This is a genomic window from Streptomyces sp. NBC_00045 (genome assembly GCF_045041095.1).
Lineage (GTDB): Bacteria > Actinomycetota > Actinomycetes > Streptomycetales > Streptomycetaceae > Streptomyces.
Genome location: NZ_CP108271.1, coordinates 7,307,420 through 7,332,148 on the forward strand (window position 1 = coordinate 7,307,420; position 24,729 = coordinate 7,332,148).

At 72.4% G+C, this 24,729-nt stretch carries 10 protein-coding genes; 4 read left to right on the forward strand and 6 right to left on the reverse strand.

Annotated elements, in window-relative coordinates:
* Position 1 precedes the first annotated feature (1 nt).
* The 5 genes from OHA65_RS33795 to dpgA are packed head-to-tail and all read right to left on the reverse strand — an operon-like array spanning position 2 to position 5,689.
* Positions 2 to 1,192 carry a cytochrome P450 gene (locus tag OHA65_RS33795; RefSeq protein WP_327279928.1) on the reverse strand — a complete coding sequence of 397 codons (1,191 nt, stop codon included), beginning with the start codon at positions 1,190 to 1,192 and terminating at the stop codon, positions 2 to 4.
* Positions 1,189 to 2,481, reverse strand: a complete 1,293-nt coding sequence (locus OHA65_RS33800; protein WP_328764558.1) for a PLP-dependent aminotransferase family protein — start codon at positions 2,479 to 2,481, stop codon at positions 1,189 to 1,191. Before OHA65_RS33800 ends, OHA65_RS33795 begins: the two co-directional genes overlap by 4 nt.
* Positions 2,482 to 2,487: 6 nt before the next feature.
* On the reverse strand, positions 2,488 to 3,843 hold the full coding sequence (gene dpgC, locus OHA65_RS33805; RefSeq protein WP_327279930.1) for a (3,5-dihydroxyphenyl)acetyl-CoA 1,2-dioxygenase DpgC: 1,356 nt from the start codon (positions 3,841 to 3,843) through the stop codon (positions 2,488 to 2,490).
* Positions 3,840 to 4,529, reverse strand: a complete 690-nt coding sequence (dpgB, locus tag OHA65_RS33810; protein WP_405763134.1) for an enoyl-CoA-hydratase DpgB — start codon at positions 4,527 to 4,529, stop codon at positions 3,840 to 3,842. The genes dpgC and dpgB overlap by 4 nt, the downstream gene beginning before the upstream one ends.
* A gap of 20 nt (positions 4,530 to 4,549) precedes the next feature.
* Positions 4,550 to 5,689 (reverse strand): 3,5-dihydroxyphenylacetyl-CoA synthase DpgA, encoded by a 1,140-nt coding sequence (gene dpgA / locus OHA65_RS33815; RefSeq protein WP_327279932.1) that lies wholly within the window; start codon positions 5,687 to 5,689, stop codon positions 4,550 to 4,552.
* Positions 5,690 to 5,727: 38 nt separating this feature from the next.
* Here dpgA and dpgD point away from each other — a divergent pair, with 38 nt between their 5' ends.
* Positions 5,728 to 6,531 (forward strand): enoyl-CoA-hydratase DpgD, encoded by an 804-nt coding sequence (dpgD, locus tag OHA65_RS33820; protein WP_327279933.1) that lies wholly within the window; start codon positions 5,728 to 5,730, stop codon positions 6,529 to 6,531.
* Between the two features lie 78 nt (positions 6,532 to 6,609).
* Here dpgD and OHA65_RS33825 read toward each other — a convergent pair whose 3' ends face one another.
* A complete protein-coding gene (locus OHA65_RS33825) occupies positions 6,610 to 7,770 on the reverse strand; it encodes a glycine amidinotransferase (protein WP_327279934.1) in 1,161 nt (386 codons plus the stop codon).
* Positions 7,771 to 8,021: 251 nt separating this feature from the next.
* Here OHA65_RS33825 and OHA65_RS33830 point away from each other — a divergent pair, with 251 nt between their 5' ends.
* From OHA65_RS33830 to OHA65_RS33840, 3 genes are read left to right on the forward strand one after another with little or no spacing between them, the layout of a single operon-like run.
* Positions 8,022 to 9,062: a methyltransferase gene (locus OHA65_RS33830; protein ID WP_327279935.1), complete on the forward strand. Its 1,041-nt coding sequence runs from the start codon at positions 8,022 to 8,024 to the stop codon at positions 9,060 to 9,062.
* 35 nt (positions 9,063 to 9,097) lie between these two features.
* On the forward strand, positions 9,098 to 9,313 hold the full coding sequence (locus OHA65_RS33835) for an MbtH family protein (protein ID WP_327279936.1): 216 nt from the start codon (positions 9,098 to 9,100) through the stop codon (positions 9,311 to 9,313).
* Between the two features lie 58 nt (positions 9,314 to 9,371).
* On the forward strand, positions 9,372 to 24,698 hold the full coding sequence (locus OHA65_RS33840) for an amino acid adenylation domain-containing protein (protein WP_405763476.1): 15,327 nt from the start codon (positions 9,372 to 9,374) through the stop codon (positions 24,696 to 24,698).
* The last annotated feature ends 31 nt before the right edge of the window (positions 24,699 to 24,729 follow it).

Below are 24,729 nucleotides of genomic sequence, written 5' to 3' on the forward strand. Positions count from 1 at the left end.
CTTACCAGGTGACGGGCAGCTGGTGGACGCCGTAGACGCTCATGTCCGAGGCCAGCCGCACCTCTTCCGGCGGGACTGCCAGGGAGAGGGTCGGGAAACGCCGGAACAGGGCCGGCAGGGCGGTCCGCATCTCCATGCGGACGAGGTTCTGGCCCAGGCACTGGTGGATCCCGTATCCGAACGCCATGTGACCGGAGGTCTTCCGCGTGAAGTCCAGGCGATCGGGGTCCTCGAACCAGCCGGGATCCCTGTTCGCCGCCGGGATGGACACCGTGACCGATTCGCCGGCCTTCATGAGGTGGCCCTCGAACTCCACGTCCTCCAGCGGGGTGCGCGGCACGCCGAAGTGGAACACGGAGAGGTAGCGCAGCAGTTCCTCGACGGCGTTGTCCGTCAGGGACGGGTCGTCGCGGAACGCGGCCAGCTGCTCGGGGTGGGCGAGCAGGGCCAGCGCGCTCAGGCTCAGCGAACTGGAGGTGGACTCGTGCCCGGCGGTCAGGAGCAGGACCCCGACCCCCGCGATCTCCTCGGCGTCGAGGGTGCCGTCGGCGGCCAGCATGCTCAGTAGCCCGCCGCTCTCGCCGGCCGAGCCGTCGGCGGCAAGGCCGCGCAGGAACGCGTACAGCCGGTCCATGGCCTCGGACGCCTCGGCAGCCGTCGCCTGGAGGCTGAAGAGGATCTCGCTGTTGCGCTGGAACTCGCTCCGCTCGCTGTAGGGCACGCCCAGCAGTTCGCAGATCATCAGGGAGGGCACGGGGAGGGCGAACGCCTCGACGAGGTCGACCGGTCCCCCCTGCGCGGCCATCGCGTCCAGCAGGTCCTCGACGATGCGCTCGATCTGGGGGCGCATCTCCCGCATCCGGCGCGCGGTGAACTTGCCGGCCAGCTGCTGCCGCAGCCGGGTGTGCTCCGGGGCGTCCATGTCGACGAGCCACCCCGGCAGGGCCGCTGCCCCGTAGAACGGGTCGGCGCCGGGCCGCGACACGGGCGCGCGCTTGAACTCCGAGCGCGCGCTGAACCGCTGGTCGGCCAGCAGCTTGCGGGCCAGGGCGTGGCTGGTCACCAGCCATCCGACGTGTCCGTCGGGGTACTTCATCCGGCGGACGGGCTCGTCCTGGCGGTACTTCGCCAGTTCCGCCGGCGGGTCGAACGGGTGGGTCCGCACCGTGGGATGTGCGTCTGTGTGGATCATGTTCCAATCTCCTTGGTCAGGAACGCGGACAAGCGCCGGACTCCCTCGTCGATCTCGCCCGGGTCGAGATAGCTGCACGAGAGCCGTATCTGCTGCTCGCCCCCGCCGCCGACGTAGAAGTGCTCCATCGGGGTCCACAGGACCCCGTACTTCGCCGCGGACACTTCGAGCAGGGCGGCGTCCGCGCGCACCGGCAGGTGGACCCGGATGAAGAACCCGCCCTCCGGCCGGTTCCAGTGCACCCCGGGTCCCACCGCCCCCGTCAGATGGCGGTCCAGGGCCTGCGCGAGGCAGCCGAGGTTGCGCTGGTACAGCTCGGACTTGCGACGGCTCAGAGCGGTCAGCGATCCGCCGTGTTCGAGCAGCATCCCGCCGATCACGGCCTGCGGCAGCGGGGAGGTGTTGACCGTGACCATCGTCTTGAGGGTGGCGAGCTCGGCGGCCAGGGGCCGGGTGCCGCCGCCCGGCGCGGCCACCGGCTGGTCGGCGACGACGTAGCCGATCCTGGCGCCGGGGAAGGCGACCTTGGCGAACGTGCCGATGTGGATCACCCGGCGCGCCGTGTCCAGTGCTTTGAGCAGCGGCAGCCCGTCGTCCGTGCCGGCGGTGAACCCGTAGGCGTTGTCCTCCAGGACCAGGAAGTCCTCGCGCTCCGCCAGCTCCAGCAGCCGGTGGCGGCAGTCGAGGGGCATCCGGCCGCCCCCCGGGTTGGAGAAGTCCGGGGCCACGTACAGGGCGCGGACCGCACGGCCCGCGCGGCGGGCCTCCCGGCAGGACCGTTCGAGCCCGTCGAGGTCGAGGCCCCGGGGGGTCTCGGCGACCGGTACGACATCGACGTCGAGCAGCCGGGCCGCACCGGTGATGCCCACGAAGCACGGGTCGGCCACGGCCAGGACGTCCTGCGCGGAGCCGAACAGCGCCCGCAGGACGAGGAGCATCCCCTCCTGCGCGCCGACGGTGACGACGAGGTCGTCGGGCGAGGTGTCGAGTGCGTGGTCGCGGCGCAGCGCGTCACTGATGATGTCGTTGATGAGGCCTCGGCTGGGCCCGTACTCGAAGAGCGTGCGGCGGGCCCGCTCGGGGCTCGCCCCGAGCTCCACCAGGTGGTCGAGGAAGCGGTCGGTGTAGTGCTGGAGGTCGGGGTCGGGCAGGGTCTCGGGATGGGGCGCGCCCGGTGCGAACGAGATCGCGTCCGGGAACCGGCCCATGACCTCGTTGAGGAAGCCGATCGATCCGAGTACGGGGGCCCGGAGCGAGGAGTGCAGCCGCGACGGGTTGAGGAGGACCACGGCCGGTCACCCGCGCCGGGACTGTGACTGCTGCCAGCGCCGCTCGACCTTGGCGAGGACGTCGTCGCTGTACGAGCGGCCTGCCTGGACCAGCGCGAACTCGGCCAGGTAGGTGCGGTACGAGTCCAGCGGCTCCTCGGTGAGTGCGAGCATCCGCCGGTTGGCCGCCACGGCGGGCGCGCCGAGTTCCGCGACGGCGCGCTCGACGGCGTCCGCCATGTCGCCGGCCGCCACCACCTCGTCGCAGACCAGCCGGGCGTCGGGGTCGCCCGCGTCGATCCTGCGGCCGCCGAGTATCACCTGGCGGGCTACGCGTGCCCCGGTCAGCCGGCCCAGCCGCAGGTTGCCGAGTCCGGGCACGATGCCCTCCTCGGCGGCGGGCAGGCTGAAGTACGCGCCCTCCTCGGCGATCACCCGGTCGAGCACGAGCAGCAGCTGCATGCCCCCACCGATGGCGAAGGAGTCGACGGCCCCCACCCAGGGCTTCTGGACGGTGCGATCGGCCCAGGCGGTGTGCTCGGGCGCGGTCAGCAGGCCGCGGTAGATCTTGTTCAGGTAGCCGAGCTCCCGGCCGAGCAGGAACTCGACGAACGAGATGTCCCCGTTGCGCAGGTCCTTGAGGTTGATGCCGGCGCTGAACACCCGGCGCCCCGCGTAGCGGGGGTGGTTCACCTCGTCCCCGCGGAGCACCCCCACGCGGATCCGGTCGTCGAGCAGGACCAGGTCGACCGCCGTCTCCAGGTCGGCGATCAGCCGGTTGTCCTCGGCGTTCAGGGTGTGCGCGTTGCGGAACGTCACGTGGGCGGCGTGGCCGCGGCGTTCGACGAGCACCGTGTCCAGCTCGATCCGGTCCGCGGCCCGGAACGCCCCGAGCAGCTGCCGGGCGCGGGGGGTGGGTGCCAGCATGGCGTCGATGAGGTGCCGGCCGGCGGTGGGGGAGTGCAGGACAGCCGAGCAGAAGATGCCCTGGTCGATCTCGCGCCCCTCCTTGTCCGCCTGGACGAGCGCCGCCTCGGCGGCCATCTGCTCCCGGCCGGGGGTCAGCCCCGGGAAGCGTTCGGCGGCGGCGCTCACCAGGTCGGGCAGCCGGACCAGACGGGTCCGGCCGTCGGTGAGCTCGTCGTACACGGCCTCGGCGTGCCGTGCCAGGAAGGCCCGGCGGGCTGCCCGGCAGGCGGCGAACACGCCGTCGGCGAAGCGCTGTTGGGCGGGCCCGCGGTCCGGCTTGGCCGGTAGCACGCCCAGCTGGTCCTCGCCCGCCGCAGTGAAGGCGGCCAGCAGATCGGCATCGCCGGCCAGGCTGCCGCCGAAGAAGGGCGGGTCAGGTGTCCAGAACGGGGCGTCCAGCGCGGCGGCACTCATGACGCGGCCTTCACGGCCTGGTCCGCGCGGGCGGCCGCCGCCGTGTGCAGGCGGCGCAGCTCCCGGTCGCAGGCGGCGAGGTGGATGCCGAGGGCCTCGTCGTAGTCGGCCGTCGCGGCCTCGGAGATCAGCTGGCGGCGCAGCGCCGTCTCCCGGTCCGCGAGGTGGCCGGTCAGCGCGGTCGCCGCGCGGACGGCCTCCTCGACGCCGTCACCGCTGCGATCGACGATGCCGAGTTCGAGGGCGCGCGCGAGGGTGATGTCGGCGCCCCACATGACGAGCTGGCGGGCCCGACGGACCCCGAGGAGCTGAACCAGGCGGTAGAGGGCCATGCCGGGCCAGAAGTGCCCGTCGTTGACCGGCAGGTTGACCACCAGTCCGGGCACGCCGACGCGGAAGTCCACGGCCAGCAGGAGGTCCAGGGCCGGTCCGGCGCAGACGCCCTCAGCGACGACGACGGTGGCGGCGTCGAGCCGCTCCAGCCGGCGGACGGCGCGCTCCCAGCGGTTGACGGCGGAGACGCCGATCTCGCCGGGCCAGGGGGAGTCGCCCGAGGAGGAAGCGAGGTGCAGGACCACGGCGGTCTTGCCCGCCGCCTTCTCGGTCTCGTCGCAGAGGGTGTTGACGGTCGCCGTCAGCTCGGCGAGGGGGCGCGCCGGATCGATCTCTACGCGGTTGATGTTCATTGGGACAGTTATTCCTTCCATTACCAGGAGACCAGGGCCATTTCGATGGTCGATCCCGGCCCCATGGTCATAAACACTCCGTATTCGCCGGGTGCGGTCACACCTTCGGCGCGCAGACGCTCGTAAGAGAAAAGGAACGACCCGCTGGAGATGTTTCCGTGGTCTCGCAGCACACCGGTGGTGTGCCTGACGTCGTGACGGCTCAGACCGAGGTTCGCCCGGACCGAATCGATCACCTTCTTCCCACCCGAGTGGATCACCCAGTGGGAGATGTCGGAACGGCTCAGTCCCGTTCCCTCCAGCAGTCGCCCGAGGGCGATCTCGGAATGCGCGCCGACCACGTAGGGGACTTCCGGGTCGAGGTAGAAGCTGAATTTCCCCTGCGCGTCGTCCCAGTCGTAGCGCATGGCGTCGACCGCGTCCGGAATGATGCAGCTGGAGAACTTCAGGAGGCCCGGGCCGAGTGCGCCCGCCGCCTCGCCGGCGGGGCGGCGGGCGGCGGACCAGCCGGAGTCGGCGGACACCACGGGTTCGGTGGGTACGGCCGGCCCGGCCGGCTCCGCGGGCGAGATGACCGCGAGGGCGGCGGACCCGTCGCCGAAGAGGCTGTTGACCACGGACGAACGCATCGTCCCGTCGAACACGTAGGCCGCCGAGCACGCCTCGATGCAGACCATCAGCGCGAGCTCGCCGGGGTGCGCGTTCGCCCAGCCCGCCACCGCGGTCAGTGCGTTGAGGCCCGCGTTGCAGCCCATGCCCACGACGTCGAGCCGCGAGCAGTGGACATCGATCCCCAGCTCCTTGATGAGGAGCGCGGAGAAGCCCGGGGTCAGCAGGCCGGTCGTCGTGACGCAGCACAGGTACCGGACGTCGGCCAGCGTCGCGCCGACGTCCTTCAGGCAGGTCTCGATGGCCTCGCGCCCCATGGCGAGGCCGTTCTCGGTGTGCTTCTTGAGCAGCTGGCCCTGTGTTTCCGTCGCCCGCGAGCCGTCCGGCATCAAGGGGGGAAGGGTCAGCCCGCGCCGCTCGATGGCGCTGTTGAGGAAGACCGAGCGTATGCGCGGATCGGTGATGCCGAACTCGTCGAGCATCTCCTGCTGCGTGTACGAGGTCATGGGTACTGCGGTTCCGATGCCCGCAATCTGCGGGGGATTTTCCATCAGTTTCACACTCAGCTCCAGGAAGCTATGATCGTTCCATGCCACAGCAGTCGACAGTGAGTTATGAGAAGCGCGACCATATTGCGCGCATCACCCTCAACAGGCCCGAGGTTCTCAATGCGATGAATTTGCGCATGCACGGGGAACTGGCCGAAATATGGGACGATTTCGATGCGGATGACGATATGCGGGTGGCGGTTCTGTCCGGTGCCGGCGACCGCGCTTTCTCGGTGGGTCAGGATCTGAAGGAACTCGCGGGCCGCGAGCAGGCGGGCACCGCCGCTCCGTCCACCTTCGGTAGCCGCGGTAAGCCGGGTTGGCCGCGGCTCACGGAACGGTTCGACCTCGCCAAGCCGGTCGTCGCCCGGGTCCGTGGGTACGCCATGGGTGGCGGGTTCGAACTTGCTCTCGCGTGTGACATCGTCATTGCCTCCGAGGACGCGACGTTCGCCTTGCCCGAGGCGAAGCTCGGGCTCATGGCCGGGGCCGGCGGCGTGTTCCGCCTGACCCGCCAGCTGCCGTGGAAGACAGCGATGGGGCATTTGCTGACGGGCCGTCCGATGGATGCCCGCAGGGCCTACGAGCTCGGCCTGGTCAACGAGGTCGTTCCGGCCGGTGATCTCGATGCTTGTGTCGAGGGCTGGCTCGCGGACATCGTGCGGTGTGCACCGCTCTCCGTCCGGGCCATCAAGGAGGCGGCCACGAAGTCCGCCACCATGCCGCTGGAGCAGGCCTTCGCCACCCGCTACCCGTGGGAGGAGAGGCGGATGCACAGCTCGGACGCGGTCGAGGGGCCGGTCGCCTTCGCCGAGAAGCGCGCCCCGCGCTGGCAGGCCCGCTGACCGGCGCCCACCCGGTCGGGCCCGGTTCGGCGCCCGCCGGGCGGGCGGCCGAGGGGCGGGCGGCCGAGGGGCGGCGGGTCAGCCCAGGTAGTCTTCGGGCCCGCCGTCGCGGACGGTGTCCAGCGTGAAGCAGTGGAAGCCCCCGCCGAACAGCCGCCGGTGGCGGTGGCGGACGGGCACGACGGTGAACTTGTGCTGTTCCAGCTTCCTCATCAGTTCCGGGCACGCCTCGTTGACCAGGACCGTGTCCGGGCCGACCGAGAGCACGTTCAGGTCGATGAACGGGCTGGTCAGGATGAGGTCGTCATCGTCGTAGCGCGGGAAGTTGTCGCCGCCGGGCTCCGGCGGGACGATCAGGTCCCATTTGCGCAGCGGCTCGGGCAGCTTCTCCGCGACCTCGGCGGAGCGGACCAGCAGGGTGCCGGGGCGAAGGGCGAGCACCATGCTGTCGATGTGGCTGTCGCTCAGCTGGTGCACCCGGTGGACCCGGAACCTCCCCTCCAGGTGCCGTTCCAGCCAGTCGACGGCCAGTGCGTGGTTCGCCGTCGAGATGTTGGCGATGATGTCCCGGCCGAGCCGCAGGCACTGGGCTCCGTCGAACATCATTTCCTGCCCGACGTCGAACGGTGACGGCTGCGGGTCCTCGATCGGCTCGGTCGGTCCGCCCGCGGTGCTGGCGCGTACGTAGGAGAGGTCGAAGGACGCGTCGGTCATCATCGGCCTGGGCATGACCGTCCAGCGCGCTCCCTTGCGGAAGTACTCCTGGAATGCGGACTTCAAGAACTGCGTCTCGAAGTACCGGGACCGGATCATCGGAGGGGTCTCGATGATCTCGTCGCCGACGATCAGGGTGTTGTCGCGCACGTTGAGCGGAGGCACCACCGAGGCGGACCAGGCGGGGGTGCGGACCTCTCCCGTCGTCGCGTCCACGTCCACCGGCCGCAGCACCTTGACCGACAGCGACGCGAGGGTGGCCGCCAGCTCCTCCAGGTCCTCGTTCAGCTCGGCCACGTACCGCTCCTTGATGGGCACCCGGCCGTCACCGCTCGGCGGTGTGCCGGCGCCGCGGGCGGAGAGCCGCGGGTAGTACCACTCGGAGCGGGAGGCGTTGTCCTTGGCGATGTTGTCGTGGAAGAACAGATCGAAGGACAGCTCCCGCTCGTGCGAGAGGTAGTTCTCGGCGGAGCCGACGATCACCTCCCGCAGGGGTGACCATTCGTCGTAGCTGTTGAGCTGCACGGTTCCTCGTTTCCTTGCTCAGCACTTCGCTCCAGAGCCCGAACGCTACGCCGACGGCGAGCGACGTCCGCACCGTCTGGCAAGTTCTTGCCAGGACGTCTCGAAGAATCCCTGAAGGTGAGCCGAAGTACACTCCTACCTGGAAAGTCTTGGTGGCAATAAATTGCCACTCGGGTCCAAGGTGGTGTCGAATGCCCCTACGTTCAAGCCCAGGCACCAACGCCTCGGACACGACGGAGAGAGACGACACGATGGACACCCGACACAGCGGCGACCCGGTCTTCGAGCAGTTCCAGTTCCTGGTGAACGCCCCCGCACTGTTCAACGCGGTGGCCACCGCGGTCGAGCTGAGGATCTTCCACTTCCTCGCGGCCAACCCCGAGTCCGACTTCGACGCCCTGCTCGCCGCCACGGACATGCCGCGCCACCAGCTGCGCGTCCTGCTCCAGGCCGTCTGCACGACCGGGCTGCTGCGCCGCGAGAACGGCAACTACTCCAACTCGGCGGTCGCCCAGGACCTCCTCGCGTCGGACGCCGAGGACAGCTGGGGCCACATCATCGTGGGCTGGAAGGAGGTCTACTACCCGGCGTTCGCGCAGATGACCACCGCGCTCAAGGCCGGCACCAACACCGCCCTCGACAGCTACCCCGGCGACGAGCCCACGCTCTACCAGCGACTCTCGCGCAACCCGGAGCTCGAAGCGGTCTTCCACCGCGCGATGAGCGCCTTCACCCTGCAGTCCGTCGAGGCGCTCGTCCAGCGCCCCGAGTTCGAGTCCGTGCACAAGCTGCTCGACATCGGCGGCGGCGACGGCACGACCTCCGCCCGTCTCGTCGCCCGCCACCCGCAGCTCACCTCCACCGTCTTCGACATGCCGAGCGTCTCGAAGCTCGGCGAGGACAAGGCCGCCGCCGTCTTCCCCGACCGAGTGGAGCTGCACCCCGGCGACGTCTTCAACGACGAGTTCCCGCTGGGCGCCGACGCGGTGCTCTTCAGCCACATCCTGGAGATCTTCTCCGAGGACCAGATCCTCGGACTCATGAAGAAGGCCTACGACGCCCTGCCGGAAGGCGGGAAGGTCTTCGTCTACGGCTACAACGTCTCCGACGACGAGACCCAGGGCATCTTCGGCGCCCGCCTCGGCCTCTACTTCAACGTGCTGGCCAGCGGCCAGGGCATGGCCTACCCGGCCCGCGACTACGAGGGCTGGCTGCGCGAGGCCGGCTTCACCTCGGTGGAGACCATCGGCGGCCTCCCCTACGAGCACGGTCTCACCCTCGGCGTGAAGTAACGCCCGCCCCATCCGCCCCATTCGAGGAGACACCCATGGCCAATCCCTTCGACGACCCCGACGGCCGCTTTCTCGTACTGGTCAACGACGAAGGCCAGCACTCCCTGTGGCCCGACTTCGCCGACGTCCCGGCGGGCTGGAACGTGACGTTCGGACCCGCCGACCGCGTGCCGTGCGTCGAGCACATCAACACGAACTGGACCGACATGCGGCCCCGCAGCCTGGCCGCACAGATGGACCCGGCCCTCTGAGGTCCATCGCATTTCCCGTTGCCGGCGGCGGCGACAACATCTCTAGGAGCGAGTGACGATGATCGTGGGTTCGGTTCCGGCGTCCTTCCGGGCACAGGCGGCACGTACGCCCGATGCCGTGGCCGTGCGGTGCGCCGGCCGCAGCCTCACCTACCGGCAGCTCGACGAGCGGTCGAGCAGGCTGGCGCGCCGCCTGGCCGCCGAAGGCGCGAGGGCGGAGCGTCCCGTACTGGTCCTGATGGACCGCAGCGTGGACCTCGTCGTGGCGCTCCTGGCCGTGCTCAAGTCGGGTGCGCACTACCTGCCGTTGCACCCCGCGTTCCCGCGCGAGCGCATGGAGTGGATCGCCGCCGAGAGCAAGGCCCCGGTCCTGCTCACCGACACCGTGATGCAGGGCCGTGCCCCCCAGGCCCCCGCCGTCGTGCTGGCCGACCGGCCCGGCGGGGACACCGAACCGGACGGGCTGCCGGGTGCCGGACCGGCGGAACCCGAACAGCCGGCCGGGGCGCACCTGCCCGACCTGCTCGCCTACGTCATGTACACCTCGGGCTCCACCGGGACGCCCAAGGGCGTGGCGATCACCCACCGCAACATCACCGACCTCGTCGACGACACCATGTTCGCCGCCGCCGGGGCCCACGACCGGGTCCTGCTGGTCGCCTCGTACGCCTTCGACCCCTCGACGTACTCGATCTGGTACCCGCTGCTGCACGGCGGCACCGTCGTCATCGCGACCGACGCCGAGCTGACCGTCGACCGCCTGGCCGGCCTGCTCGCCTCGGAGCGGATCACCGCCGCGGAGATCCCCGCGGGCCTGTTCCGCGTCATGGCCGAGGAACGGCCGGAGTGCTTCGCCGGCGTCCGCGAGGTCCTCACCGGTGGAGATGTCATTGCGGCCGCCGCCGTCCGCACCGTACTGGAGCGCTGCCCCACCACGGTCGTGCGCGGCACCTACGGGCCGACCGAAACCACCCTGTACGCCAGCCAGTCCCGCTGGACCGGCGCCGACACGGTTCCGGACCAGGTCCCGATCGGCACCCCCCTCGACGGCATGCGCGCCTACGTGCTCGACGCGTCCCTGCGCCCGGCCGAGCCGGGCGAGACGGGAGAGCTCTACCTCGCCGGCGCCGGGCTGGGCCGCGGCTACGCCGACCGGCCCGGCCTGACCGCCGACCGGTTCGTCGCCGACCCCAACGGCCCGGCCGGCTCCCGCATGTACCGTTCGGGCGACCTCGCCCGCTGGAACGCCGCCGGTCTGCTGGAGTTCGCCGGCCGCGCCGACGACCAGGTCAAGATCCGCGGCTACCGCGTCGAGCCCGGCGAGATCGAAGCCGCCCTCGCCGCGTTCCCCGGCCTGCGCCAGGTCGTCGTCACCGCCCGCGCGGGCCTGCTGGGCGAGAAGCAGCTCGTCGCCTACGTCGTCCCTGACGGGCCGGACGCCGCCGATCACGGCGCCCTGCGCGCACACCTCACCGAGCGGCTGCCCGCCTACATGGTGCCCGCCGCCTTCGTCACCCTCGGCGAACTGCCCCTGACCGCCAACCACAAGGTCGACTACCGGGCCCTGCCCACGCCCACCGCCGAGGCGCAGGCCGGGCACGGCGCGCGCAGCGAGCGCGAGGAGGTGCTCTGCCGGCTGTTCGCCGAAGCCCTCGGGCGGCCCCGGGCCGGTGTCCACGACGACTTCTTCCTCCTCGGCGGCAGCTCGCTGCACGCGATGCGCCTGATCAGCCGGATCCGGACGGTCCTCGGCGTCGACCTCGGCGTCGCGGCCGTCTTCGGCAACCCCACCGTCGCGGCCCTGGCAGAGGCCATCGGATCGGCGCCCGCCGCCCGCCCGGCCCTCGCGCCGGCGGCCCGTCCGGACGTCGTGCCCCTTTCGCCCTCCCAGTACCGCATGTGGTTCCACCACCGGCTGGAGGGCCCCTCGGCGACGTACGTCCTGCCCATCGCCGTCCGCATCGGCGGCCGGCTCGACCCGGCCGCCCTGGAGGCGGCCCTCGGTGACCTCACCGACCGCCACGAGGTGCTGCGCACCGTCTACCCCGAACAGGACGGGGCGCCCTGCCAGGTCGTCCTGCCCGCCGCCGCCGTCCGCGCGAGCCTGCCGGTCGAGCACCCGGCGGACCTCGCGACCGCGATCCGCGAGGCCTCCCTCACCCCCTTCGACCTGACCTGCGACATCCCGCTGCGCGCCCGGCTGTTCACCGCCGGACCCGAAGAGCACGTCCTGCTGCTCACCCTCCACCACATCGGCACCGACGGCCTGTCGATGGAGCCGCTGACCCGGGAGCTGCACGAGGCGTACGCCGCACGGCTCGCGGGCCGCGCCCCGCAGTGGTCCCCGTTGCCCGTGCAGTACGCGGACTACACCCGCTGGCTCGGCGAACTGCTCGGCTCCGAGGAGGAATCCGGCGACCTGGCCGCCCGCCAGCTGGACTTCTGGCGCGAGGCCCTGGTCGGTGCCCCGGAGGAACTGGAACTCCCGACCGACCGCCCCCGGCCCTCCGTGGCCGGGTTCCGTGGGGCCGCGATCCGGTTCGAGATCGACCCCGAGCTGCACGCGGCGATCATCGACCTGACCCGGGCCACCCACACCAGTGTCCACATGGTGCTCCAGGCCGTGGTGGCGGGTCTGCTCACGCGCCACGGCGCCGGCACCGACATCCCCATCGGCGGCACGATCTCGGGCCGGACCGACGGCGCCCTCGACGCCCTCATCGGGTTCTTCGTCAACACGCTGGTCCTGCGGACGGACACCTCCGGCGACCCGAGCCTGCGCACCCTGCTCGACCGGGTGCGGGCCACGGACCTCGCCGCCTACGAACACCAGGACGTCCCCTTCGACCGGGTCGTCGAGGCCGTGAACCCGGCTCGCTCGCTCGCCCGGCACCCGCTGTTCCAGGTCATGCTGACGCTGGAGAACCCGAACGGCTACGCGTTCTCGCTGCCCGACCTCACCGTGTCGTCCGAGGAACTCGCCACCGGAACCACCCAGTTCGACCTGCTGTTCTCCTTCACCGAGCGGTACGCCGAAGACCAGGGCGCGGCGGGCGTCACCGGCCGGCTCGAATTCGCGACCGACCTGTTCGACCCGGCCACCGCCGAGCTGCTCGCCCGCCGGTTCCAGCTCCTGCTGGCCCGCGCCGTGTCCGACCCCGACCGGCCCCTGTCCGCCGTCGACCTGTTCCTGGAGGGCGAGCGCGAGAAGGTCCTGCCCAAGTCGCAGGACACCCGCACCGCGCTCCCGGACTCCTCGCTGGCCGAGCTGGTCCAGGCCCAGGTGGCCCGTACGCCCGACGCCCTCGCGGTCTCGGCACCGGACGCAGACCTGACGTACGCGGAACTCAACGACCGCGCCAACCGCCTGGCACACGTCCTGCTCGAACGGGGGATCGGTCCCGGCAGCCACGCCGCGGTGGCGCTGCCGCGCGGCACCGCCCTCGTCGTGGCCTTCCTCGCCGTCCTCAAGGCCGGCGCCGCCTACCTGCCGATCGACCCGCAGTACCCCGTGGACCGCATCGCGTTCGTCCTCGAAGACGCCCGTCCCGCGGTCTGCATCGTCGACGGCCGCTCCCCGGTCGACCTGTCCGGCTTCACGCGGACGCTCGACGTCACCGGCGAAGCGGTCCGCACCCGCCTCGCGCAGGTTCCCGCCACCGACCCGGCCGACGCCGACCGGCCCGTACCGCTGACCCCCGAGACCCCCGGGTACATCGTGTACACCTCGGGCTCCACGGGCCGCCCCAAGGGCGTCGTGCTGCCCGCCCGCGTCCTGATCAACCTGCTGGCCTGGAACGCCTCCGTCTTCCCGTACGAACCCGGGTCCCGGGTCTCCCAGTTCAGCGCCGTCAGCTTCGACGCGTCCGAACACGAGATGCTCACCGCCCTGCTCAACGGGAAGACGCTGTGCGTGCCCGACGAGGACACCCGGCTCAACCCGGCCCGGCTCGCCGCCTGGCTGGACGAGCAGGCCGTCACGGAGTTCTTCGCCCCCGACCTGGTCATCGCGGCCGTGTACGAGGCAGCCGACGAGCAGGACCTCGGGCTCGCGAAACTGCGCCACGTCGCGCAGGCCGGCGAGGCCCTGCAACTGACCGACCTGGTGCGCGACTTCCACGCCGCCCGCCCCGGGCTGCTGCTGCACAACCACTACGGCCCCTCCGAGACGCACGTCGTCACCAGCGCCACCCTGCCGGCCTCCGTCGACCGCTGGCCGGGCACGGCCCCGCTGGGCGACGCCATCTGGAACACGGGGCTGTACGTCCTCGACGAGCGGCTGCGACCGGTGCCCGCCGGCGTCCCCGGCGAGCTGTACCTCGCCGGCGACGGCCTGGCACACGGCTACCTGAACCGCGCCGGCCTCACCGCCGAGCGCTTCGTCGCCGACCCGTTCGGCCTGCCCGGCGAGCGCATGTACCGCAGCGGGGACCTCGTACGCCTGCGGGCGGACGGCAGCCTCGCCTTCCTCGGGCGCGCCGATGACCAGGTCAAGATCCGCGGCGTCCGCGTCGAACTCGGCGAGCTCAACACGGTGATCTGCCGCCTCCCGGACATCGCGCAGGCGGCCACCGTGCTGCGCGAGGACCGCCCCGGCGACCGGCGCCTCGTCTCCTACGTCGTCGCGGCCCCCGGCGCCCCGGTACCGCCCGCCGACGTGCTGCGCCGGCACGTCGCCGCCGCGGTGCCCCAGGCCGTCGTGCCCTCCGCGTTCGTCACCGTGGAGGCGCTGCCCCTGACCTCCAACGGCAAACTGGACCGCAGGGCGCTGCCCGCCCCGACGTACACGGGGGCCCGCGGCCGTGCCCCGCACACGCCGGACGAACACCTGCTCTGTGCGCTGTTCGCCGAGGTCCTGGGCGCAGACGCGGTCGGCGTGGACGACGACTTCTTCGACCTGGGCGGCCACTCGCTGCTCGTCACCCGCCTCGTCAACCGGGTCCGGCTGACCCTCGGGCGCGAGCTCTCCGTCCGTACCGTCTTCGAAGCGCGCACGCCCAGCGAGCTGGCCGGCCGGCTCGCCGCGGCGGGCCGGGCCAGGACGGCGCTGCGCCCCGTGGAGCGGCCGGAGCGGCTGCCCGCGTCACCGGCGCAGCAGCGGCTGTGGTTCCTCGACCGGCTGGCACAGTCCGGCACCACCTACAACCTGCCGCTGAGCTACCGGCTGGCCGCCACCCCGGACGCCCCGGCCCTGGAGTCCGCGCTCGGCGACCTGGTGGCCCGGCACGAGGTCCTGCGCACCGTCTACCGCGAGAGCGACGGCGAGGTCTTGCAGGTCGTCCTGCCGTCGGCCCCCGTCCCGCTGCACCGGGTCCGGTGCGCCGAGGACGAGCTGCCCGAAGTCCTGGCATCGCTCGGCGGGCACGTCTTCGACCTGTCCGTCGACATCCCGCTGCGGGCCACTCTGGTCACCCTCGGGGAGGACGACCACGTCCTGGTGGTGCTCCTCCACCACATCGCCGGTGACGCCGCCTCGATGACGCCGTTCGGCAACGACCTCGGCGCCGCCTACCGGGCCCGTAGCACAGGTGAGGCGCCCGGATGGGAGCCGCTGGCCGTCCAGTACGCGGACTACACCCTGTGGCAGCAGGAGGTCCTCGGCAGCGCCGGGGACCCGGACTCCGCCCTCGTCCGGCAGACCTCGTTCTGGCAGCAGGCCCTCGCCGGCCTCCCCGCCGAACTCGAATACCCCACCGACCGGCCCCGGCCCGCGCACGCCCCGCAGCGCGGCGCGTCCTTCGAGGTGGACCTCGGAACCGGGCTGCACGAGCGGCTGGCGGAGCTGGCGCGCGGCACGGGCACGACCCTGACGATGGTCGCCCACGCCGCCCTCGCCGCCGTCCTGACCCGCCTCGGCGCCGGATGCGACATCCCCATCGGCACCCCCGTCGCCGGACGCACCGACGAAGCCCTCGACGACCTGATCGGCTTCTTCGTCAACACCCTGGTCATCCGCACCGACACGTCCGGCGACCCCGGCTTCGGCGAGCTCCTCGCACGCGTTCGCGACGCCGGCCTGGCCGCCTACAGCCACCAGGACATCCCGTTCGAGCGCATCGTCGAAGCCGTCAACCCGCCGCGTTCCGCAGCCCGTCACCCGCTCTTCCAGGTGATGCTCCAGGTCAACACGGACACCGGCTTCGAACTGGACCTCGCGGGCATCAAGGCGGTCGGTGAGGCGGTCAACTTCGACGGCGCCAAGTTCGACCTCTCGCTGAACCTGCGCGCCACGCAGACCGGGGACGGCCGGCACGGACCGCTGCGCGCCTTCGTGGGCTACAACCCCGACCTCTTCGAATCCTCGACCGTCCGCACCCTCGTCCAGCGGCTCACCCGCGTCCTGGAGGCCGCAGCGACCGATCCCGACATCCGGATCGGCGCCATCGACATCCTCGAACCCGCCGAGCGGGCCGCGCTGATCACGGCGCCAGTCGCTGCGGCGGAGCCGCAGGGCGCGCTGCCGGAGCTGTTCGCCGCGCAGGCCGCCGCCACCCCGGACGCCGTCGCCGTGACGTTCGAGGGCCGGCACACCACCTACGCCGAACTCGACCGCCGGGCCAACCGGCTGGCCCGCGTCCTGGCCGCCCGGGGCGCCGGACCCGACCGCCTCGTCGCCGTCGCTCTGCCGCGCTCCACCGAACTCGTCGTCGCCCTGCTGGCCGTGCTCAAGGCCGGCGCCGCTTACCTGCCCGTCGACCCGGACTACCCGGCCGACCGCATTTCCTACATGCTCCAGGACGCCCGGCCCGTCCTGCTGGTCACGAGCGGCGACCTCGCCGGCCGACTGCCCGGCGACACCGAGGTGCTCGTCACCGACGCCCCGGACACGGCCGCCCTGCTCGCCGGGGCCGCCGACACCGCCCCGCCCGCCGGCGCACTGCTGCCGCAGCACGCCGCGTACGTGATCTACACCTCGGGTTCCACCGGGCGCCCGAAGGGCGTCGTCATCCCGCACCAGAACGTGACCAGGCTGTTCGCGGCCACCCGGCACTGGTTCGACTTCTCCGCCGACGACACCTGGACGCTGTTCCACTCGTACGCGTTCGACTTCTCGGTATGGGAACTGTGGGGGCCGCTGCTGCACGGCGGACGCCTCGTCGTCGTCCCGCACGCGGTCAGCCGCACCCCCGGGGACTTCCTGAAGCTCCTGGCGGAGGAACGCGTGACGGTGCTCAACCAGACGCCGTCCGCCTTCCACCAGCTCGTCCAGGCCGACGCGGAGGACCCCGCCACCGGAGCGGGCCTGGCCCTGCGCACCGTCGTCTTCGGCGGTGAGGCGCTGGACCCGCGCCGCCTCGCCGGCTGGTACGAGCGGCACGCCGACGACGCTCCGGTCCTGGTCAACATGTACGGCATCACCGAGACCACCGTGCACGTCACCCACCAGGCGCTGGACCGGGTCGGCGCGGCCTCGATGCCGGGCAGCGTCATCGGCGAAGCCATCCCCGACCTGGGGCTCTACGTCCTGGACGACGCGCTGCGCCCGGTGCCCGCCGCAGTCGCGGGCGAGCTGTACGTGTCCGGCGCGGGCCTCGCGCGCGGCTACCTGGGGCGCCCCGGGCTGACCGCCGAACGCTTCGTCGCCTGCCCCTTCGGCGGGCCCGGCGAGCGGATGTACCGCACGGGCGACGTCGTGCGCTGGACCGGATCCGGACGGCTGGACTACGTCGGCCGTGCGGACGACCAGGTCAAGGTGCGCGGATTCCGCATCGAGCTCGGCGAGATCGAGGCCCGGCTCATGTCGTACGGGCCCGTCGCGCAGGCCGCGGTCGTGGTCCGGGAGGACCAGCCCGGCGACAAGCGGCTCGTCGGATACGTCGTTCCCGGCGCGGCGAGCGAACTGGACGCGGCGTTGCTGCGGGCCCACCTGGCCGACGCGCTGCCGGACTACATGGTGCCCTCCGCCCTCGTCGTCCTCGACGTCCTGCCCCTGACCTCGAACGGGAAGTTGGACCGCCGGGCGCTGCCCGCGCCCGTGTACGAGAGCGGCCGCAGCGGCCGGGCCCCGCGCACCCCCGTCGAAAGCACCCTGTGCGGGCTGTTCGCCGAGGTGCTGGGCGTGGAGGCGGTCGGCGTCGACGACGGCTTCTTCGACCTGGGCGGCCACTCCCTGCTGGTCACCCGCCTGGTCAACCGGGTGCGCACCGTCCTCGGCCTGGACCTGCCGGTCCGCACCGTGTTCGAGGCGCCGACCGTCGCCGAACTGGCGGCCGCGCTCGACGGCTCCGGCCGCGACCGGCCCGCGCTGGTCGCGGGGGAGCGCCCCGAGTCCGTCCCCGCCTCCGCGGCGCAGCGGCGGCTGTGGTTCCTCGACCGCTTCGAGGGACCCGGCGCCACCTACAACCTGCCCCTCAGCGTCCGCGCCGACGGACCTGTCGACGCCCGCGCCCTGGAGCTGGCCCTGGCCGACCTGACCGGCCGGCACGAGAGCCTGCGCACGGTCATCCGCGAGGACGGCGGCGAACCGGTCCAGGTCGTCCTCGACCCGGCCCCCGTCACCCTCCACCGGACCCGCTGCACGGAGGTGGGCCTCGCCCGGGTGCTGGACGAGCTCGGCGGCCGCCCCTTCGACCTGTCGGCCGAACCGCCCCTGCGCGTCACCCTGATCACCCTGGACGCGCCGGACGTGCCGGACGGCGGCGTCGGGGAAGCCCACGTGCTCCTGGTGCTGATGCACCACATCGCCGCTGACGCCGCCTCCATGGAGCCGCTCACCCGCGACCTCGACCAGGCCTACGCGGCCAGGCTGACGGGCCGGGCGCCGCAGTGGACCGGACTCCCCGTCCAGTACGCCGACCACACCCTCTGGCAGCAGCGGCTGCTCGGCGAAGAGAACGACCCCGGCTCGGTCCTGTCCACCCAGCTCGGCTTCTGGAAGGACGCCCTCGCGGGCCTCCCCGCAGAGCTCGACGTCCCCACCGACCGGCCCCGGCCGGCCATCGCCTCCCAGCGCGGCGAGTCCTTCGGCGTCGAGCTCGGCTCCGGGCTGCACGAGCGGCTGACCGAGCTGGCGCGCACCACCGGCACCACGCTGACCATGGTCATGCACGCCGCCCTGGCCGCCACCTTGACCCGGCTCGGCGCCGGCACCGACATCCCCATCGGCGTCCCGGTCGCGGGCCGCACCGACGAGGCGCTCGACGACCTCATCGGCTTCTTCGTCAACACCCTCGTGATCCGCGCCGACACCTCCGGCGACCCCGGCTTCCGCGAACTGCTGGAACGGGTGCGGGACACCAGCCTGACGGCCTACGCCCACCAGGACGTCCCCTTCGAGCGGATCGTCGAGGCCCTCAACCCGCCCCGCGCGGCCGGCCGCAACCCGCTGTTCCAGGTCATGCTGCAGGTCACCGCCGAGCGGGATGCGGGACCGCGGCTGTTGGGCGCCCCCGTCGAGGGACTCTCCGACAGCGGGAACGGAGCGAAGTTCGACCTCAACCTGAGCTTCCACGCCCACCTCACCGAGGACGGCCGCCCCGGCCCGCTGCGGGCGGACATCGGATTCGCGACGGACCTCTTCGACGCCCCGACGGTCCGGCGACTCGCCGCCCGCCTGGTCCGGGTCCTGGAGGCCGCGGCCGCCGACCCCACCGGCCCGATCGGCGCCATCGAGGTGCTCGAACCGGCCGAACGGCAGCTGCTGCTGGAGGAGAACGCCACAGGCCGCCCCGTGCCTGACACCACCCTCCCGGCGCTGTTCGCCGGGCAGGTGGCCCGTACCCCGGACGCCGTCGCCCTCGTCCATGACGGCGCCGCGCTGACCTACGCGGAGCTCGACGCCCGGGCCAACGGGCTGGCGCACTGGCTGCGCTCCCGGGGCGCCGGGCCCGAGAGCATCGTCGCGGTGTCGCTGCCGCGCTCGTTCGACCTCGTCGTCGCCCTGCTCGCCGTACTGAAGTCCGGAGCCGCGTACCTGCCGCTCGACGCGGACTATCCGGCGCAGCGCATCGCGTACATGGTCGAGGACGCCGCCCCGCTGCTGACCCTCGACGCCCTGCCGGACACCTCCGGCCTTCCGCAGACCTGCCCGGACGGACCGGTGGCGCAGCCGCACCACCCCGCGTACGTCATCTACACCTCCGGCTCGACGGGCCGGCCCAAGGGCGTGGTCGTGCCCCACCAGGGCATCGTCAACCGGCTGCTGTGGATGCAGGACGAGTACGGGCTGGGCGCCGACGACCGCGTCCTGCAGAAGACCCCGGCCTCCTTCGACGTCTCGGTGTGGGAGTTCTTCTGGCCGCTGATCACCGGCGCCGCCCTGGTCATGGCCCGGCCCGAGGGCCACCGCGATCCCGCGTACCTGGCCGGGCTGATCTGCCGCGAGCGGGTCACCACCGTGCACTTCGTGCCGTCGATGCTGCAGGCGTTCCTCGCCGAGCCCACGGCCGCGCACTGCACCGTTCTGCGCCGGGTGATCTGCAGCGGCGAGGAGCTGCCGGCGGGTGTCGCACGCCGCTTCTCCCGGCTGCTGGACGCCGCACTGCACAACCTGTACGGGCCCACGGAGGCCTCGGTGGACGTCACGGCCTGGCCGTACGCCCCCGACACCGACCGCACCGCCGTGCCCATCGGCCGGCCGGTGTGGAACACCACGCTGCACGTGCTGGACGACCGGCTCCGGCCGGTGGCGCCCGGCGTGTCCGGCGAGCTCTACCTCGGTGGCGTCCAGCTGGCACGCGGCTACCTGGGCCGCCCCGGCCTCACCTCGCAGCGGTTCGTGGCCGACCCCCACGGCCCCGCCGGGGCCCGCCTCTACCGCACCGGTGACGTGGTGCGCAGGCGCCCCGACGGCGCCGTCGAATACCTGGGCCGCGCCGACGGCCAGGTGAAGCTGCGCGGCTTCCGCATCGAGCTCGGCGAGATCGAGACGGTGTTGGGCGCACTCGACGGGGTCGCGCAGTGCGCGGTCGTCATGCGCGAGGACCAGCCCGGGGACAAGCGGCTCGTCGCCTACGTCGTCCACGGGGACGGCGCCGGCACGGCGCGCACCCCGGCCGCGCCGCGCGAGCTGCTCACGGCCGGGCTGACGCAGGCCGGGCTGCCCGACCACATGGTGCCGTCGGCGTTCGTCACGCTGGAGGCGCTGCCGGTGACCCCGAACGGGAAGCTGGACCGCGCGGCCCTGCCCGCGCCCGTGTACGAGGGCGGAGCCGGCGCACGCGCCCCGCGGGGACCGGTGGAGAGCGCGCTGTCCTCCCTCTTCGCCGAGGTGCTGGGCGTGGAGGCGGTCGGCGTCGACGACGGCTTCTTCGACCTGGGCGGCCATTCGCTGCTGGCGACCCGGCTGGTGAACCGGGTCCGGGCCGTCCTCGGCCTGGACGTACCGGTCCGGGCCCTGTTCGAGGCCCCGACCGTCGCCCAGCTCGCCGTACGCCTCGAAGGCGCGCGGCCGGCGCGACCGGCGCTGGTGGCGGTGGCGCGCCCGGACTCCGTCCCGGCCTCCTTCGCCCAGCAACGCCTCTGGTTCCTGGACCAGTTCGAGGGACCGAGCGCCACCTACAACCTGCCGGTGAGCGTGCGCGTCACCGGACCGGTCGACGCCGACGCGCTGGAACTCGCGGTCCGCGACGTCGTCGCCCGCCACGAGACCCTGCGCACGGTCATCCGCGAGGACGGCGGCGAACCGGTCCAGGTCGTCCTGGACCCGGCACCCGTCACCCTCCACCGCACCACCGCCACCGAGGAGGACCTCCCGCGGGTGCTGGCCCTCGCCGGCAGCCACGCCTTCGACCTGTCCTGCGACCTGCCGGTCCGGGCCACCCTGGTCACCCTGGACGAGGAATCCCACGTGCTGCTGGTGCTGATGCACCACATCGCGGGCGACGCCGCGTCGATGGGCCCGCTGACCCGCGACCTCGGCCGGGCCTACACCGCCCGGCTCGCGGGCCGGGTGCCGCAGTGGACCGAACTCCTGGTCCAGTACGCCGACTACACCCTCTGGCAGCAGCGGGTCCTGGGCGACGAGAGCGACCCGTCCTCGGCGCTCGCCACGCAGCTCGGCTACTGGAGGGACGCCCTCGACGGGCTGCCCGTGGAGCTCGAACACCCCACCGACCGGCCCCGCCCCACGACCGCCACGCAGCGCGGAGCGTCCTTCGAGGTCGACCTCGGCGCCCCGCTGCACCAGCGGCTGACGGAGCTGGCGCGCACCACCGGCACCACGCTGACCATGGTCATGCACGCGGCCCTGGCCACGGTGCTGACCCGGCTCGGCGCCGGCACCGACATCCCCATCGGCACACCCGTCGCCGGGCGCACCGACGAGGTCCTCGACGACCTGATCGGCTTCTTCGTCAACACCCTCGTCATCCGCGCCGACACCTCGGGCGACCCCACCTTCGCCGAGCTCCTGGCCCGCGTCCGCGACACGAGCCTCACGGCCTACGCCCACCAGGACGTGCCCTTCGAGCGCATCGTCGAGGCCCTCAACCCGCCCCGCGTCGCGAGCAGGCACCCACTGTTCCAGACCATGCTGGAGGTCGTCACCGGCGGTGACGCCGAGCTGCTGCTGCCCGGTGCGAAGACGGAGGCCCTGCGGACCGACCTGGACGTGGCGAAGTTCGACCTCAACATGAGCGTGTACGCCTCCCTCAAGGAGGACGGACAGCCCGGCGCGCTGCGGGCGTTCGTCGGATTCGCCGCCGACCTGTTCGATGCACCGACGGTCCGTGCGCTCTTCGACCGCCTCGTCCGGGTCCTGGAGTCCGTCACCACCGACCCGGAACGGCGCATCGGCGCCGTCAACCTGCTCGGCGACGAGGAACGGGCCCGCCTCGCCCTCCAGTCGGCCGGACCCGAACCGGCCACCGGGTCCTTCGCGGAGTCCTCGCTCCAGGAGGCGTTCGCGGCGCAGGCCGCCCGTACGCCGCAGGCCGTGGCCGTACGGTGCGCCGGGCGCAGCCTGACGTACGCCGAACTCGACGAGCGGTCCGACCGCCTGGCGCACCGGCTGATCGCCGCGGGCGCCGGCCCGGAGCGGCCGGTGGCCATCCTGATGAGCCGTACGGTCGAACTCGTCGTCGCCCTCACCGCGATCCTCAAGTCCGGCTCCTACTACGTGCCGCTCCACAACGCCTCCCCGCTGGACCGCATGCAGGTGGTCCTGGCGGAGTGCGGAGCGCGGCTCCTGCTCACCGACCGCGTGATGCGGGAGCGCGGGCTGCCCGAGGTCCACACGGTGCTGCTCGCCGACGAGGACACCGGCGGCGGGGTGCACGCCGCGGCGACGGGCGCGCCTTCCGTGCCCTGCGCGCCGGCCGTGCCCGGTCACCGGGAGCAGCTCGCGTACGTGATGTACACGTCGGGATCGACGGGCAAGCCCAAGGGCGTCGCCGTCACCCACCAGGACGTCTTCGAGCTGATCAGCGACTCGATCCTCGTCCCGGGTGACCACGACCGGGTGCTGCTGCTCACCCCGTACGAGTTCGACCCCTCCACCTATTCGTTCTGGTACCCGCTGCTGCACGGCGGGACGAGCATCATCGCGCCGGAAGCGGACCTGACCGTCGAGCGGCTCGCCCGCCTGATGCAGGAGGAGCGGATCACCGGTGTCGACGTCACCGCGGGTCTGTTCCGGGTCATGGCCGAGGAGTACCCGGAGTGCTTCGCCGGGGTCCGGGTCGTCATCACCGGCGGCGACATCGTGTCGCCGGTGGCGGTCCGCCGGGTCCTCGAACACTGCCCCGGTCTGCTGGTGCGCAGCAACTACGGGCCGACGGAGACCACGCTGTTCGCCACGTCGGCGCCGTGGCGCAACGCCGCCGACGTACCGGCTCCGGTGCCGATCGGCCGCCCGCTGGACGGCATGACGGCCCATGTGCTCGACGACGCGCTCAACCTGGTTCCCGCGGGGGTGACGGGCGAGCTGTACCTGGCGGGCACCGGTCTCGCCCGCGGTTACCTGAACCGGCCCGACCTCACCTCGGACCGCTTCGTCGCAGACCCGTACGGTCCGCCCGGGACCCGCATGTACCGCACGGGCGACCGGGTGCGCTGGACGGCGGACGGCCTGATCGACTTCGTCGGCCGCGCCGACGACCAGGTCAAGATCCGCGGTTTCCGCATCGAACTGCCCGAGATCGAGTCCGTACTGGCTTCCTTCCCCGGAATCCGGCAGGTCGCGGTCATCGCCCGCGAGGACCGGCCGGGCGACAAGAGGCTCGTCGCCTACGTCGTCGGCGACGGAGCGGCCGAGGGGGCGAGCGACGCGACGGTCGACGTCGCGGCACTCGACCGGCATGCCCGGCAGTCCCTGCCCGACTACATGGTCCCCGGCGCAGTGATGGTGCTGGAGCGGTTGCCGCTCACCCCCAACAACAAGCTCGACTACCGGGCGCTGCCGGCGCCCTCGCTGCCCGAACGCGAGGGACGTCCGCCGCGCGACGCCGCCGAGGCCGAGCTGTGCCGCCTGTTCGCGGGTGTCCTCGGGGTGGCGGACGTCGGGATCGACGACGACTTCTTCGAACTCGGCGGCCACTCCCTGCTGGCGACCCAGTTGATCAGCCGGGTCCGGACCGCCTTCGGCAGCGAACTGTCGGTCCGTGCCCTCTTCGAGGCGCCGACCGTCGCGGCGCTGGCCGGACAGCTCGGCCGCAGCCCGGCGGACCGGGCTCCGGGCGACCCGCTCGGCGTCCTCCTGCCGCTGCGCCCGGGCGGCGACCGCCGGCCGCTGTTCTGCGTCCACCCCGCCATCGGCCTCAGCTGGTGCTACAGCGGACTGCTGGCCCACCTGGACCGCGAGCAGCCGGTGTACGGGATCCAGGCACGCGGTTTCAGCGATCCCGCCGGCGCCACGGGCTCGTACGAGGAGGTGCTGGACGACTACCTGGCGGAGATCCGCTCGGTGCAGCCGCACGGCCCGTACTCCCTGCTCGGCTGGTCCTTCGGCGGTGTTGCCGCGCACGCCCTGGCGGTGCGGCTGCGGGAGCAGGGCGAGCAGGTCGAGTTCCTCGGTGTGCTCGACGGCTACCCCGCGGTGCTCGATCCGGCCGCGGAACGCATGGCCCACGACGCACCTGGGGTGTGGCAGGCGATCGCCGCATCGGTCGGCCACGACCCGGCCGACCCGGACAGCCCACTGGCCGAGCTGGGACCGGACGGTTTCGCGGCGCTGACACGGGTCTTCGTGGACGTGTCCAACCTGCGCGGAACCTTCGCCTCCGGAGTCTTCGACGGCTCCATGGTGTTCTTCGCCGCCACCGCGGACAAGCCGGAAGGTGCCACCGGGCGGGCTCTCGCGGACCTGTGGGCGCCCCATGTCACCGGGGGCGTCGACGCCCACGAAGTCGGCTGCGGACACGGCGAGATGACGGCCCCCGCACCGCTCGCCGCGATCGGCCGGGTCGTCGCCGGGCACCTGAACGCCCCGTCGCACGAGCCCACCTGACCGCAGGCCGCAGAGCGCGGACCCGGACGTC

What these genes read in the sequence shown, in the direction of transcription:
- OHA65_RS33795 (WP_327279928.1), bottom strand. Translation starts at nt 1,192, where the DNA reads ATGATCCACACAGACGCACATCCCACGGTGCGGACCCACCCGTTCGAC.
- dpgC (WP_327279930.1), bottom strand. Translation starts at nt 3,843, where the DNA reads ATGAGTGCCGCCGCGCTGGACGCCCCGTTCTGGACACCTGACCCGCCC.
- dpgB (WP_405763134.1), bottom strand. Translation starts at nt 4,529, where the DNA reads ATGAACATCAACCGCGTAGAGATCGATCCGGCGCGCCCCCTCGCCGAG.
- dpgA (WP_327279932.1), bottom strand. Translation starts at nt 5,689, where the DNA reads ATGGAAAATCCCCCGCAGATTGCGGGCATCGGAACCGCAGTACCCATG.
- dpgD (WP_327279933.1), top strand. Translation starts at nt 5,728, where the DNA reads ATGCCACAGCAGTCGACAGTGAGTTATGAGAAGCGCGACCATATTGCG.
- OHA65_RS33830 (WP_327279935.1), top strand. Translation starts at nt 8,022, where the DNA reads ATGGACACCCGACACAGCGGCGACCCGGTCTTCGAGCAGTTCCAGTTC.
- OHA65_RS33835 (WP_327279936.1), top strand. Translation starts at nt 9,098, where the DNA reads ATGGCCAATCCCTTCGACGACCCCGACGGCCGCTTTCTCGTACTGGTC.
- OHA65_RS33840 (WP_405763476.1), top strand. Translation starts at nt 9,372, where the DNA reads ATGATCGTGGGTTCGGTTCCGGCGTCCTTCCGGGCACAGGCGGCACGT.